13 protein-coding genes and 1 pseudogene are annotated in these 12,498 nt (G+C 48.9%); 7 read left to right on the forward strand and 7 right to left on the reverse strand.

Annotated features, from left to right (window positions below; translation table 11 throughout):
- Window positions 1–158 precede the first annotated feature (158 nt).
- The 7 genes from M0R33_RS21985 to hemB form a co-directional block, all read right to left on the reverse strand.
- Window positions 159–446 carry a hypothetical protein gene (locus M0R33_RS21985; RefSeq protein WP_292574111.1) on the reverse strand — a complete coding sequence of 96 codons (288 nt, stop codon included), beginning with the start codon at window positions 444–446 and terminating at the stop codon, window positions 159–161.
- A gap of 79 nt (window positions 447–525) precedes the next feature.
- The gene (gene prlC, locus M0R33_RS21990; protein WP_292574112.1) at window positions 526–2,565 is read right to left on the reverse strand and encodes an oligopeptidase A; all 2,040 of its coding nucleotides are present in this window, start codon (window positions 2,563–2,565) and stop codon (window positions 526–528) included.
- A 142-nt stretch (window positions 2,566–2,707) separates the two neighbouring features.
- Window positions 2,708–4,003: an HDOD domain-containing protein gene (locus M0R33_RS21995; RefSeq protein WP_292574113.1), complete on the reverse strand. Its 1,296-nt coding sequence runs from the start codon at window positions 4,001–4,003 to the stop codon at window positions 2,708–2,710.
- 4 nt (window positions 4,004–4,007) lie between these two features.
- Entirely contained in the window at window positions 4,008–5,252 is a 1,245-nt protein-coding gene (locus M0R33_RS22000) for an HDOD domain-containing protein (protein WP_292574114.1), read from the reverse strand.
- 108 nt (window positions 5,253–5,360) lie between these two features.
- Window positions 5,361–6,209, reverse strand: a complete 849-nt coding sequence (gene aroE, locus M0R33_RS22005) for a shikimate dehydrogenase (protein ID WP_292574115.1) — start codon at window positions 6,207–6,209, stop codon at window positions 5,361–5,363.
- A complete protein-coding gene (locus M0R33_RS22010; protein WP_292574116.1) occupies window positions 6,196–6,744 on the reverse strand; it encodes a hypothetical protein in 549 nt (182 codons plus the stop codon). Before M0R33_RS22010 ends, aroE begins: the two co-directional genes overlap by 14 nt.
- 23 nt (window positions 6,745–6,767) lie before the next feature.
- Window positions 6,768–7,781, reverse strand: a complete 1,014-nt coding sequence (gene hemB / locus M0R33_RS22015) for a porphobilinogen synthase (protein ID WP_292574117.1) — start codon at window positions 7,779–7,781, stop codon at window positions 6,768–6,770.
- 148 nt (window positions 7,782–7,929) lie between these two features.
- Here hemB and M0R33_RS22020 point away from each other — a divergent pair, with 148 nt between their 5' ends.
- The 7 genes and pseudogenes from M0R33_RS22020 to M0R33_RS22050 all read left to right on the forward strand — a co-directional run.
- A complete protein-coding gene (locus M0R33_RS22020) occupies window positions 7,930–8,571 on the forward strand; it encodes an ABC transporter substrate-binding protein (RefSeq protein ID WP_292574118.1) in 642 nt (213 codons plus the stop codon).
- Window positions 8,572–8,613: 42 nt separating this feature from the next.
- Window positions 8,614–9,345 (forward strand): carboxy-S-adenosyl-L-methionine synthase CmoA, encoded by a 732-nt coding sequence (gene cmoA / locus M0R33_RS22025; RefSeq protein WP_292574119.1) that lies wholly within the window; start codon window positions 8,614–8,616, stop codon window positions 9,343–9,345.
- On the forward strand, window positions 9,342–10,316 hold the full coding sequence (gene cmoB, locus M0R33_RS22030; RefSeq protein WP_292574120.1) for a tRNA 5-methoxyuridine(34)/uridine 5-oxyacetic acid(34) synthase CmoB: 975 nt from the start codon (window positions 9,342–9,344) through the stop codon (window positions 10,314–10,316). The genes cmoA and cmoB overlap by 4 nt, the downstream gene beginning before the upstream one ends.
- 119 nt (window positions 10,317–10,435) lie before the next feature.
- Complete coding sequence (locus M0R33_RS22035) at window positions 10,436–10,735, forward strand: helix-hairpin-helix domain-containing protein (protein ID WP_292574121.1); 300 nt, start codon at window positions 10,436–10,438, stop codon at window positions 10,733–10,735.
- A gap of 269 nt (window positions 10,736–11,004) precedes the next feature.
- The gene (gene hxlA / locus M0R33_RS22040) at window positions 11,005–11,652 is read left to right on the forward strand and encodes a 3-hexulose-6-phosphate synthase (protein ID WP_292574122.1); all 648 of its coding nucleotides are present in this window, start codon (window positions 11,005–11,007) and stop codon (window positions 11,650–11,652) included.
- A gap of 3 nt (window positions 11,653–11,655) precedes the next feature.
- Complete coding sequence (hxlB, locus tag M0R33_RS22045; protein WP_292574123.1) at window positions 11,656–12,189, forward strand: 6-phospho-3-hexuloisomerase; 534 nt, start codon at window positions 11,656–11,658, stop codon at window positions 12,187–12,189.
- A 182-nt stretch (window positions 12,190–12,371) separates the two neighbouring features.
- A pseudogene (locus M0R33_RS22050) lies at window positions 12,372–12,498 on the forward strand (ribulose phosphate epimerase); the annotation flags it as partial.

Consider the following 12,498-nt stretch of genomic DNA (forward strand, 5'->3'; position numbering starts at 1 on the left):
ATCAGACAAGCGACTTTTCTGCGGAAAAACGAGCATGGTATCTGTTATTTTTTAGTACCTAAAATTAGCCGGATTTTTTAAAAAAATGATGTGTTAAGACCAGACCTTGCAAAGGTTCGGGTAAAGCTAAAGGCTAATGCTCAGGCGTTTTTTCAAAGTCAGAAAATCGGCACGACCAATACAAACACAAACGCAATGACGGTCCAAAAGACAATTTTGGTTTTTAACGGCGTATTGCGCCAAACTGTAGTTAACTCGTTTTTCAGTGCTTGCTTGCTGTCTTCCGCCGCGCGGATGCGTTTAACGGCACCTTTAAAGGTATTTCGTTCCAAGCGTTCTTGTTCTTCAAACAAAATTTCATCGAGTTGCGAATAAAACACATCGCAAGCCGGGCATTTATATGCTTCGCCTTGCCGTGGCTGGCCGCATTGTGGACAGTTTTTCATGTTAACTCCTAAATAATAGGCAGGCTTATCAGAGGCCATAAAGACTGCCTATAAAGGGTTAGAAAACAATAAAGGTAAATTAAGCAGCGATGCCGTTATGTCTTAGCAACGCATCGATATTCGGTTCCCGGCCACGGAAATTTTTAAACAGGGTCATGGCTGGGTCGCTGCCGCCTTGTTCCAGAATATTGTGTAAAAACGATTCGCCGGTGGCGCTGTCGAAGATACCTTTTTCTTCAAAGAGAGAAAAGGCGTCCGCGGACAATACTTCTGCCCATTTATAACTGTAATAGCCGGCCGCGTAGCCGCCGGCGAAAATGTGCGAGAAGCTATGCGCGAAACGGTTGAAGGAGGGTACTTTAACAACGGCGACTTGGTCTCGAATTTGTTGCAGGGTTTGGTAAATTCGCCCGCCCTTGGCCGGATGATAGTTTTGGTGGATCTTGAAATCGAACAAACTGAATTCCAGTTGTCGCACCATCAGCATGCCGGCCTGGAAGTTTTTTGCCGCCAGCATTTTGTCGAACAGGCTTTCGGGCAATGCTTCCCCGGTTTGGTAATGACCGGAGATCAGGTCGAGCGCCGGTTTTTCCCAGCACCAGTTTTCCATAAATTGGCTGGGCAGTTCTACTGCATCCCATTCCACGCCGTTAATACCGGAGACGCCGAGATGGTCGATCTGGGTCAGCATGTGGTGTAAACCGTGGCCGAATTCGTGAAATAAGGTTTGCACTTCGTCGTGAGTCAGTAGCGCCGGATCGGTGCCTGTTGGCGGTGTGAAATTACAGGTCAGGTAGGCAATCGGAGTTTGCAGGCCTGCGCTGGTTTTCTTGCGGCACACGCAATCGTCCATCCAGGCGCCGCCGCGTTTTTTGGCGCGGGCGTATAAATCCAGATAAAAACGACCGCGCAAGTGAGCGTTTTTATCCAGTATTTGATAAAAACGCACATCGGGATGCCAGGTGTCGAAGTCTGTAATTTCGCTGATTTGCAAACCGTAGAGTTTTTCCACGATGGCGAACAGGCCGGGAATCACGCGGGTGGCTGGGAAGTAGGTTTTGACTTCTTCCTGGGACAGTTGATAAAAATGCTGGCGCATTTTTTCGGAGTAATAACCGATATCCCACGCTTGCAGATCGTGTAAACCGTGTTCCGAGGCGGCGAAATCCTGCAATTCGGTCAGGTCGCGGCGGGCTTGGCGCCAGGATTTGTCGGCCAGATCCTCCAGAAATTTCACCACATCGTCAGTCGATTCAGCCATTTTGGTGGCTAACGAATATTCGGCGTAATTGTTGAAGCCTAGCAATTGAGCCTTTTCGTGGCGCAAGGCCAAAATCTGTTCCATGACGCTGGAGTTGTCCCATTGACCGGCATGCGGGCCTTGATCGGAAGCACGGGTACAGAAGGCTTCGTAATGTTCGCGGCGTAATTCGCGGTTATCGGCATAGGTCATCACGGCCAAATAAGACGGGAACTGCAGGTTGATCAGCCAGCCTTGTTTGCTGTCCGCTTCCGCCAGTTGTTTGGCTTGCGCCAGTGCCGATTCAGGCAAGCCCGATAGGTCTTCGATGTTAGTCAGCAATTTGCTCCAGGCATTGGTGGCATCAAGCAGGTTTTCTTCGTATTGGCTGGCCAGCTTGGATAATTGCTGGCTGATGTCTTTGTAACGGGTTTGTTGGTCGGCTGGCAAATCGACACCGGACAAATGAAAGTCGCGCAAGGCGTTGTTGATGATTTTTTGCTGGGCCCGGTCAAGATTGGCAAAATCCGCGCTGTCGTGAATGGCGCAGTAAGCTTCGTAAAGGGTGCGGTTTTGGCCGACCTCGGTGGAGTATTCGCTAAGCTTGCCCAGGCAGGCGTTATAAGCGTCGCGCATGGCATCGCTATTGACCACGGAATTCATGTGGCTGACAGGTGACCAAGCTTTATTGAGGCGGTCTTCGGCTTCGTCGATGGGGGCGATCAAGTTGTTCCACTGGTAGGGGCCGCCGGTTTCTAATTGCTTAGCAATGGTTTGTCTGGCTTGGTTAAGCAATTGCTCAATAGCGGGTTCTACATGTTCAGGCAGGATTTTGGAAAATTGGGGTAATTCGGTCGTTTGTAATAAAGGATTGGTCATGGCGATTGGCGGCGTGTTGCTCTGGTAAGTGTTGGAATAGGGTAAGCCGGCTATCCGGAGTGTTGAGTCTCTGCCATTCGGCAGGCTGACTTCGGCGTACTTATCGGCGAATCACTTGGGTTTTTAGTCATTTTGTCAGGCGTTAAGTTCTGAAAAAACTCAACGCTTCGGAAATTTGTTGTTTGGCTTCTTGCAGTGCATGAAGCGACATGTCGGGAGTCAAAGTCTTTTCGCCGAGTTTGGCAAAGGCCGGCAAGGTACTCAGGGGGGGCAGCTTATGGGTTTGCTTGTTGCCGAGTAGGGCGTGAAAACGAGCCAAAAGGACGATATCGCTCATTTGCAGCGCCGGGTCGCCGTTGTAATACCAGTTTCCGGATTGGCTGGGGATTTTTACTAAATTTTCGGGAAAATGCCATTTCTTTAAAATGAATTCGCCCACCGGATCTTGTAAAACTTCGATAGTTTTATCCAGTTCTTGTTCTGTAAAGGTGATATTTTTAACGCTTTCGGCGAAAGTGATAATGGGTAATGCGCCAATATTGTGGGTAAGTCCTGCCAATAACGCTTCGTCCGGATTGATTTTCTTTGCCATGCCCGCCAGGGTATAGCTCAGGCTGGCAATTTGTATGCTTTGCCGCCAAAGCTGTTGCACGCGATTGTTGAGCAGCTTGTTATTGCTGCGGAACAGATTGTGCAAACTGATGCTGGTTACCAAGTTCTGCGTGGCCTTTAACCCTAAACGGTTTATCGCATCGTGGCATTTGGAAATGGGATTGACGGTGCGATAAAGCGGGCTGTTGGCAACTTGAATCAGTTTGGAAGCAATCACGGGATCCAGGTTAATGATTTTTACCGCATCGGCAATGCTGATATCTTTTTGCAGGGCGCGGCGTAATCTGAAGGCGACGTCGGGCAGACTGGGCAAGCGCAGTTCGTCGCGCCGGAATGCCGCGCAAAACGCGTTGAAAAAATCGCTGTCGCTCAACTCCGGCGGGATTGCGGTGGCATTGAACAGAGGGTTATGGGTGAGCGCTGCATTGTTGCTGTGCTGTAAAACCGAGAGCGGTAAATAGGCGATCTGAGCGGCGGATTTGGCGATAGCGGTGAAGTGGTGGTCCGCATGCGATGATAAAGGGTGATAGGCGGTGAAGGTATTTTCGTCAACGGCATAGCCGCTACCGTTTGTGGCTTCCAGAAATACATTGCCGGAATACAGGTACATTAATGCATCCGCGTTTTCGCCACGGTTAAAGATGATTTGGCCAGGGGTAAAATGCTCTATGGAAACATTAAGGGCTTTTAATTCCTCGGGGGATAGTTTGCCTACGGGTACCAGCTTTTGTAAAAACGCCAACGGCAAAGTCGTTTTAGTGCCAAGTGATGACTTTGGATTTGTTTCGGATGGGTCGGCGGTTTTTTTAAAAAATTTCCAAAACATAAATTTAGCGGCTGAATATGGCTAAGGCTTCATGAATTTTATTTTTGGCATCATGAAGGAGAGCCAAGGTGTTTTCCGGCGACAAGGCCATGCCTTTGAGTTTGCTGGCAGCCGGGATGGCGGCGATCGAAGGTAATTCGCTGGTTGCTTTTTTGCCGATCAAGGCATGTAATCTCGATAACACCACAATATCGGTTAAGGACAGATCGTCGCTGAGATTCTGATACCAGTTACGCGAGTTTAAGGCGACATCGATAAATTCTTCTGAAAACTGCCATTCGTTGAGCACGGTGGCGCTAACCGGGCCGACGACAACCGGTAAGGCTTGTTTGATTTCGGTTTCGTCAATGAATTCATCCGGTAGGTTGGTAACAAAATTCAGAAACGGGATACTGCCGATGTCGCAGACCAGTCCGGCCAGTAAAGCGTCCTCCGGATTGACTTGTTGGCTGGAGGCGGCCAGTACGTGGCACAACGCGGAAAGATAAAGGCTTTGTTTCCAGAGATTTTCCAGTCTATCTTTAATTAACAACGACTTGCTTTTAAAAACCTGTTTGAGGCTGAGGGCGACGACCAGATTGCGTGTCGCGTTAAGGCCGATGCGGCTGACCGCATCCATGCAATTTTTGGCCGGAACGACTGTGAGGTACAGCGGGCAGTTGGCCACTTCGATCAGTTTTGCGGATATGACCGGATCCAGTTGGATAATGTTTACCGCGACATTCAGATTGACATCTTTTTGAATCGCATTGCGCAACTTGATGGCAACTTCCGGCAAGGATGGGATTTCCAGTTCGTGATTTTGATAATGGTCGGCGAATAAAGCTAGTAATTGGTTGGCGCGCAGATTTTCGGGGATCGGCAAGGCTTTATGTTGAAAGCGATTGCGGGTAGACATGATTTTTAATGATACCCGCAGGATGCCGATATCGGTTTGGGCAACGGCCGTCGTGGTGTGTTTGCAGCCGCTGCAGATAGGGAATTTGGCTTGGGCGCTACCGTCTTCGATGGTATAGCTGCGTCCGTTTTGGTCGGTAAGCTTTACGCTGCCAAAGATTAGGTAAATAGCGCAATCGGCGGGGCTGTCGATAGTGAATAAAGTGGTGCCGACGTCGATGAGTTCGACGTGGTTTTCCGAGGCAAAGCTTTGGCGGATTTCTTCGCTGAGGTTTCTGATGGGAAACAATTGTTCCAGAATTTCAGTCGAGATTTTCTGGCCGAAGCGCCGGTGCTTGGTTGTTGAACTCATTTTGTCAAAAAAAGCTTTGATTGATGCCATATCATTCCGGAAGATAGTGCGTGAACTTTGGTTTGAAGCATAGTCGATTTTGTATGCACGACACGCATGGGTCAACAGTTAGCGGTAAAAATTTAAGGTTTCTCGGTCACGGTTCAGTAAATCGATGACGGGAGCTGTTTCAGGGCGAATACCGCGCCACAGGGCAAAGGCTTCCGCGGCTTGTTCGACCAACATGCCCAAGCCGTCAAGGCTTTTACGTGCTTGTTGGGCTGCGCCCCAACGGACGAAAGCCGTCGGTTTGTTGCCGTAAGCCAAGTCGTAACAACTGCCGCTGGCTGCAAGTAACGCGTTGGGTAGCGGCGGGAGTTCGTCGCTCAGGCTGGCGGAAGTAGCGTTGATAATCAAATCAAATTGAAGCGAAGTTAAGTCGGCGTAATCGCAACTATTTAAGCTACCCGTATCGGCGAACTCATGGACTATGGTTTTGGCTTTAAGCTGTGTACGGTTAACGATGGTGATATGGGCGGGGTGTTGTGCCAGCAATGGGAGCAGAATGCCGCGCGTGGCACCGCCCGCGCCTAGGATTAAGATTCGGCTATTCAGTAAGGTAATGTCGTGATTTAGCGTCAAATCGTTTACCAAACCAATCCCATCGGTGTTGTCGCCCAATATGCTACCGTCCGTATCTCGTGCCAAGGTGTTGACTGCTTTGCTTTTTCGCGCGCGTTCGCTGAGTTGGTCGGCGTATTGCCAAGCCAGCTCTTTCAGCGGCACCGTGCAGTTTAAACCTTTGCCGCCCTCGGAGAAGAATGCGTCCGCGGTTGTCTTGAAGTTTACGGCCGGCACGTCTTGCGCAATATATTGCATTTGTTGGTGGGTTTGCTCGGCAAACAAGCTGTGAATCCGAGGCGATTTGCTATGGCTGATGGGGTGGCCAAAAACGGCGTACTGATCAAGCATCGTCAAAGCCCGCGTTTTTACGAAGCCAATAATTCCAGAAAAAAGTTCCCGCCACTACCAGAATGCCAAGTCCGCTAGTGACCCAAATGAAATGCTCAATATAGGCGACCACAATCGCGCAACTGGCCAGAAAAAAGCCGAGTAAGCTGAATTGCCAGCCGATGCGATAGCCGTCCAGCATGGTGGTGAGTGCCAGTAGTAGCAAAATGACCAGGCTGGCGCCGGTGTCGGTAAGCTGGCCCGATTTATTTAGTAAGAATGCCGCGCCGACTATGATGAGGGTATGCAGCCAGTGCATGGCCTGTAGTTTGACAATTTCACCGATATCTTGCTCCTTGGCTTTGGATTGTAGCCAGGATACGAAAATGGATAATCCGGCAAATACAAATACCATCATGATCCAGTAGCCATAGCCATCATGCGGCGAGTAATCCGTGATGCGAATGCCGAGTAAGGACAGAATGACCAGAATGATAAAAACGGCTTCTTCGAGGCCTATATGGCGTGGCGAGGCAAATTCGTCGTCAGTGTCATTTTGCATGGACGCTTATCTCCGTATTGTTATTATTGTTTTAACCAGTGAGCGGCCGACTTGGCAAAATAAGTCAAAATGGCGTCGCAACCGGCGCGTTTAAATGCCAGTAATGATTCCATGACGACTTGTTTTTCATCCAGCCAGCCGTTTTGCGCGGCAGCCTTGAGCATTGCGTATTCGCCGCTGACTTGATAAGCGAACGTCGGGACCCCAAACTCGTCTTTTGCCCTGCGAATAATGTCCAGATATGGCATGCCGGGTTTGATCATGATCATGTCCGCGCCTTCTTGCAAGTCCAGGGCGATTTCACGCATCGCTTCGTCGGAATTGGCCGGATCCATTTGATAGCTGTATTTATTGCCGCCGCCGAGATTGCCGGCGGAGCCGACGGCGTCGCGGAACGGGCCGTAGAAACTGGAAGCGTATTTTGCCGAATAAGCCAGAATTCGAGTATTGATATAGCTGTTGTTTTCCAAGGCTTGCCTAATGGCGCCAATGCGTCCGTCCATCATGTCGGACGGAGCGACGATGTCGGCACCGGCTTCGGCGTGCGACAAGGCTTGTTTGCACAGTACTTCCACCGTTTCATCGTTGATGACATAGCCTTGGGCATTGATTAAGCCATCTTGGCCATGCGCAGTGAAAGGGTCTAACGCCACATCGGTAATGACGCCCAGTTCCGGAAATGCGGCTTTTAATGCCCTGACGCTACGTTGAGCCAAGCCGTTCGGATTGAAGGCCTCGCTGGCATTCAGTGATTTTTGATCGGCATCCACAACCGGAAACAAGGCAATGGCCGGGATGCCGAGCGCTAGTAAAGATTCGGCTTCTTTGAGTAATAAATCCAACGATAGCCGGCTAACCCCAGGCATCGAGGTGATGGCTTCCTGACGATTATGACCTTCAATGACGAATAAAGGGCAAATCAAATCATCGGCGCATAACCGGTTTTCTTGCATTAGTCGGCGGGAAAACGCTTGATAGCGCATTCTGCGCATGCGAGTGGATGGGAAAAAGTCTTTAGGGTGTGACATCTTTTCCATAGTAAAATAGTCGGGTGTGTGTAGGGCCTAATGATGTTTACCAGCCGCGTTGGGTTGGTGGATTATAAGAATATTATTGTAACAGTGTATCGATCTTGAGCGTTTGATTTTGGCCGGCGATACGTTATATGAGGTGGTTGTAACAATCATGAAACACTATTTAAAAGTTTTATTCATTTTGGTTTTTGGTTTTATTGCAAATGCCGGGGTGGCGATGGACGCCGTCGCAGAGAATTTGCTGGAGCCACAAAAAGTGATTGAGGATGCCTCCAGCCAATTGAAGTTGCGGATGCAGGATCCGGGGTTTACTAAGGATTTTCGTAAAATTACCGAGTTTGTAAATTCGGTGATTTATCCGCGCGCGGATTTTGATCTGATTTCAGCGTTGGTATTGGGTAAGCTTTGGAAGGATGCCTCGGTATCGGAAAAAGAATCCTTTAAAAAGGAATTCCAAACCTTGCTTATCAGGACGTATTCCAGGGCATTTGTTGAATTCAAGGAATGGTCGGTCAGGTTTTTGCCGGTCAATGCCGACGAAGATGCGCGCAAGGTGATGGTCAAAACCGAAATTCTGCAGCCCGGTTTGCAGCCGATTGCGGTGAATTACCGCATGCTGTTTAATAAGGGTGAATGGAAGGTCTACGACATTCTGATTGAAGGCGTCAGTTTGGTAACCAATTACCGGACCAGCTTCAAAAATGAAGTGGAACGCACCGGTTCTTTGCAAGAAGTCATTGATCAATTAGCGAAGCGCAATACCGAAGCGCTTTCATCTAAAAACAAATCTTAAGTTTTTTATCCCCCGAAAATTATCTTCGGGGGATATCCTCCTATGCAATCCGACAAAGATTCTCTCTATGCCAATCCGCTTGGCGAAATAACGACATTTAAATTTGATGACTCGGTGGTTAATGTCTTTCCGGACATGATCCAGCGGTCCGTCCCCGGCTACAGCGCAATCATTTCAGCCATTGGTTTATTGGCGGGCCGGTTTAGCCAGCCGCATAGCCATTGTTACGATTTAGGTTGTTCCCTGGGCGCGGCCACTTTGGCCATGCGTGAACAAATTACCGCGACGGATTGCGGGATAGTGGCGGTTGATAACTCAGAGTCGATGGTTGAGCGCTTTAAGCTAAACCTGGTGGCGGATCAGTCTAAGGCGAGTATAGATATTCAATGTGCGGATATCCGGGCAGTTAGCATCGAGCAGGCATCGGTGGTGGTACTTAACTTTACACTGCAGTTTGTGCCGGTGGCCGATAGGGTGGCGTTATTGGAAAAAATCTATCAAGGCATGCTGCCTGGCGGCGTTTTAATTTTATCTGAAAAACTGGCTTTCGAAGATCGGCGACAACAAGGCTTGCATGTGGATATGCATCACCACTTCAAGAAAATGCAGGGATACAGCGAGTTGGAAATCAGTCAAAAGCGCATGGCCCTGGAAAATGTGTTGTTGGCCGAATCGTTTGCCGTACATCGACACCGTTTGAAGGCGGCTGGATTTGATAGTGTGGAGATTTGGTTCCAGTATTTTAATTTCGCCTCGATGATTGCGTTGAAATGAATGATTACAAGTTGTTATATCAGGCACTGGAGTCTTTAGGCGCCAGCGCCTGGGTGCAGTTGCTGTCCGAGCAGTTACCGGCGGCTTTTGATGAGCGAACACACGGCGATTTGCTTAAGTGGAAGGCGGCGATTGATGAATTGCCGAACGTTAAGCCGAGTAGGGTGAATTTACGCGACGCAGTCTCCATTGGTGAGTCTGTCGATTTGTCGGAACAGCAATTGCAGCAGTTGGTGCGGGGCTTACAAAAGCTGCATCCTTGGCGTAAAGGTCCTTATCGGCTATTTGGGGTTGATATCGATACCGAATGGCGATCGGATTGGAAATGGGACAGGTTGAAACCGCATATTGCACCGCTGCAAAATCGTATGGTGTTGGACATTGGCTGTGGAAACGGTTACCACTGTTGGCGCATGCTGGGTGCTGGTGCGCGACTCGTTATTGGTATTGATCCAACCTTGTTGAGCGTGATGCAGTTTCAAGCCTTGCGCAAGCTTTATGGCGCCGATCTGCCGATGTATGTGCTGCCTTTGGGCGTTGAGCAGCTTCCAGCGGAAATGAGGTTGTTTGATACGGTGTTTTCCATGGGGGTTTTATATCATCGACGTTCGCCTATTGACCATCTTCTGGAGCTGAAGGGGTGTTTACGGCCGGGCGGCGAGTTGGTGCTTGAAACGTTGGTTGTGGAAGGGGGGGCGGATACAGTGTTGTTTCCGGAGTCGCGCTATGCGCAAATGCGCAACGTATGGTTTTTGCCGAGTTGTGATTTATTGATGGCGTGGATGCGTCGCTGCGGCTTTAAAAATATCAGATTGTGCGATGTCGCGAAGACAACTGTCGAAGAGCAGCGAAGTACTGAATGGATGCGATTCAATTCGTTGAAAGATTTTCTAGATCCGCAGAATAGCGCCTTAACATGCGAGGGACTGCCGGCGCCGCGGAGGGCAATTGTGGTGGCTTGTATAGATTGAAGGGTGTGGTGTTGCAAAAATTGCGAATGCGGCTAAGCTAGATTCCGGGTTATGCGGATTATATCTGGGATATGTCGCTAAACCTGATCTAATTAAGAGATTCCAATTGGAGGAAAATTATGAAAAACTTATTTTTGATCTTGATTTTGCTGCCGCTGGTTGTGTCTGCCGCCCCGGTTAATATCAATCAGGCAGATGCCGAAACTATTTCCGGAGCATTGGAAGGCATAGGTCCAAAGAAGGCTCAAGCCATAATTCAATACAGAACGGAACATGGAAACTTTGAAAGTTTAAAGGATCTAGAGAATGTTAATGGGATAGGCGAGAAAACCATTAAAGCTAACGAGAAAGATATTATCTTTAGCGATAACTCGTCTGAAAAGCCGAAGAGCGAAAAGGTTAGTAAAGAAGCTAAGTAATATACTCCAGAAATGTCGGGGCATTGTCTAGCTTTGGACGGTGCCCCGCGATGGGTTAAAATCCAAAGCATCCGGCCACAATATAAGAACAAGCATAATGGGGTCGGTTGATAGCAAAAAGCAATAGCCCAAAACAGTCGCGGGCATTGACACATATCCTATTTCTATCTTACAGTTATGGACGCATCACGAGTATGTGACAAGCCTAGCAGATTGCGGTAGTGAGCTAATCAGCTAATACAAATAATAAAACTTTCGGAGCACATCACATGGCAAGACCATTAATTCAAATGGCGTTGGACTCTTTGGATTTCGACCAAACCGTAGCATTGGCAGATCAAGTAGCGCCTTATGTCGATATTTTTGAAATCGGTACCCCTTGCATCAAATACAACGGTGTTAACCTGGTAAAAGAACTGAGAAATCGTTACCCAGACAAATTGTTGTTGGTTGACCTGAAAACCATGGATGCCGGCGAATACGAAGCAGGCGCTTTCTACGCTGCCGGCGCTGACATTTGCACCGTACTGGGCGTATCCGGCTTGGCTACCATCGCTGGCGTTATCAAAGCGGCTAAAAAACATGCCGCTGAAACCCAAATTGACTTGATCAACGTAGCCGACAAAGCGGAATGCGCAAGAGAATCCGTGAAACTGGGCGCGCAAATCGTCGGTATCCACACCGGTCTGGATGCGCAAGCAGCCGGCCAAACTCCATTCGGCGACCTGAACGACATCGCTCGTCTGGGCCTGGGTGTTCGCATTTCCGTTGCTGGCGGTATCAAACCGGCGACTGTTCAACAAGTAGTGGAAGCCGGTGCAAACATCATCGTTGTCGGTGCGGCCATTTACGGTGCGCCTTCTCCTGCGGAAGCTGCGCGCGAAATTCGCGAATTGGTAGACGCAGCGGCGGTATAAGTTATGCATCAACAGTTAGTTATTAACAAAATTTCAAGCATTCTTGAAGCCACTCCAGACGGCCATGACAAAGCACTGGTCGATATGTTGGATCAGGCCAAAAGAGTTTTTATTTCCGGTGCTGGACGCTCAAAGCTTGTCGGTAATTTCTTTGCCATGCGTCTGATGCACGGCGGCTATGACGTCAGTGTAGTTGGTGAAATCGTTACGCCTAGTATCAAAGCCGGTGACCTGCTGATCATTATTTCGGGTTCCGGCGAAACCGAGCAATTAATTGCCTTTACTAAAAAAGCCAAGGAAATCGGCGCGAAAATTGTCCTGATTTCTGCAAAAGACGATTCAACCATAGGTGATATGGCTGATGTCACGCTGCAAATTGGTAGAGCGGAGCAATACGGTAAAGTCAAGGGTATGCCTATGGGGACTGTGTTTGAACTATCGACATTGCTCTTCTTGGAAGCGACTATCTCGCATGTGATCCACGACAAAGGGATCGAAGAAGAAATAATGAGATCCAGACACGCTAACTTGGAATAAAGGCTTAAGGCCTGCGTTCATTTGAATGCGGGCCTTTTTAGCTTTTGATATCAAGGTGTTACCGAATCCAGCAGTCTAAAAAAGAGTGTGGTTTTGGTTGTCCTTGCCATTCACCGAGCCTCAGCATAACGATGTTTGGAAGAAGAAACGTCGAACCTAAAACAAATTATAAGGAGACAAACATGCCTTCGCGCCGAGACTTAGCGAACGCCATCCGCGCACTCAGCATGGACGCCGTACAAAAAGCCAACTCAGGACATCCTGGAGCCCCGATGGGGATGGCTGACATCGCAGAAGTATTGTGGAACG

Source organism: Methylomonas sp. (assembly GCF_023228165.1).
Lineage (GTDB): Bacteria > Pseudomonadota > Gammaproteobacteria > Methylococcales > Methylomonadaceae > Methylomonas.

Excerpts from the sequence above, each read along its gene's own strand:
- M0R33_RS21985 (WP_292574111.1), bottom strand. The coding sequence starts at position 446 with ATGAAAAACTGTCCACAATGCGGCCAGCCACGGCAAGGCGAAGCATAT.
- hemB (WP_292574117.1), bottom strand. The coding sequence starts at position 7,781 with ATGGAAAAGATGTCACACCCTAAAGACTTTTTCCCATCCACTCGCATG.
- cmoB (WP_292574120.1), top strand. The coding sequence starts at position 9,342 with ATGAATGATTACAAGTTGTTATATCAGGCACTGGAGTCTTTAGGCGCC.
- cmoA (WP_292574119.1), top strand. The coding sequence starts at position 8,614 with ATGCAATCCGACAAAGATTCTCTCTATGCCAATCCGCTTGGCGAAATA.
- hxlB (WP_292574123.1), top strand. The coding sequence starts at position 11,656 with ATGCATCAACAGTTAGTTATTAACAAAATTTCAAGCATTCTTGAAGCC.
- prlC (WP_292574112.1), bottom strand. The coding sequence starts at position 2,565 with ATGACCAATCCTTTATTACAAACGACCGAATTACCCCAATTTTCCAAA.
- M0R33_RS22035 (WP_292574121.1), top strand. The coding sequence starts at position 10,436 with ATGAAAAACTTATTTTTGATCTTGATTTTGCTGCCGCTGGTTGTGTCT.
- M0R33_RS21995 (WP_292574113.1), bottom strand. The coding sequence starts at position 4,003 with ATGTTTTGGAAATTTTTTAAAAAAACCGCCGACCCATCCGAAACAAAT.
- hxlA (WP_292574122.1), top strand. The coding sequence starts at position 11,005 with ATGGCAAGACCATTAATTCAAATGGCGTTGGACTCTTTGGATTTCGAC.
- M0R33_RS22000 (WP_292574114.1), bottom strand. The coding sequence starts at position 5,252 with ATGAGTTCAACAACCAAGCACCGGCGCTTCGGCCAGAAAATCTCGACT.
- M0R33_RS22010 (WP_292574116.1), bottom strand. The coding sequence starts at position 6,744 with ATGCAAAATGACACTGACGACGAATTTGCCTCGCCACGCCATATAGGC.
- M0R33_RS22020 (WP_292574118.1), top strand. The coding sequence starts at position 7,930 with ATGAAACACTATTTAAAAGTTTTATTCATTTTGGTTTTTGGTTTTATT.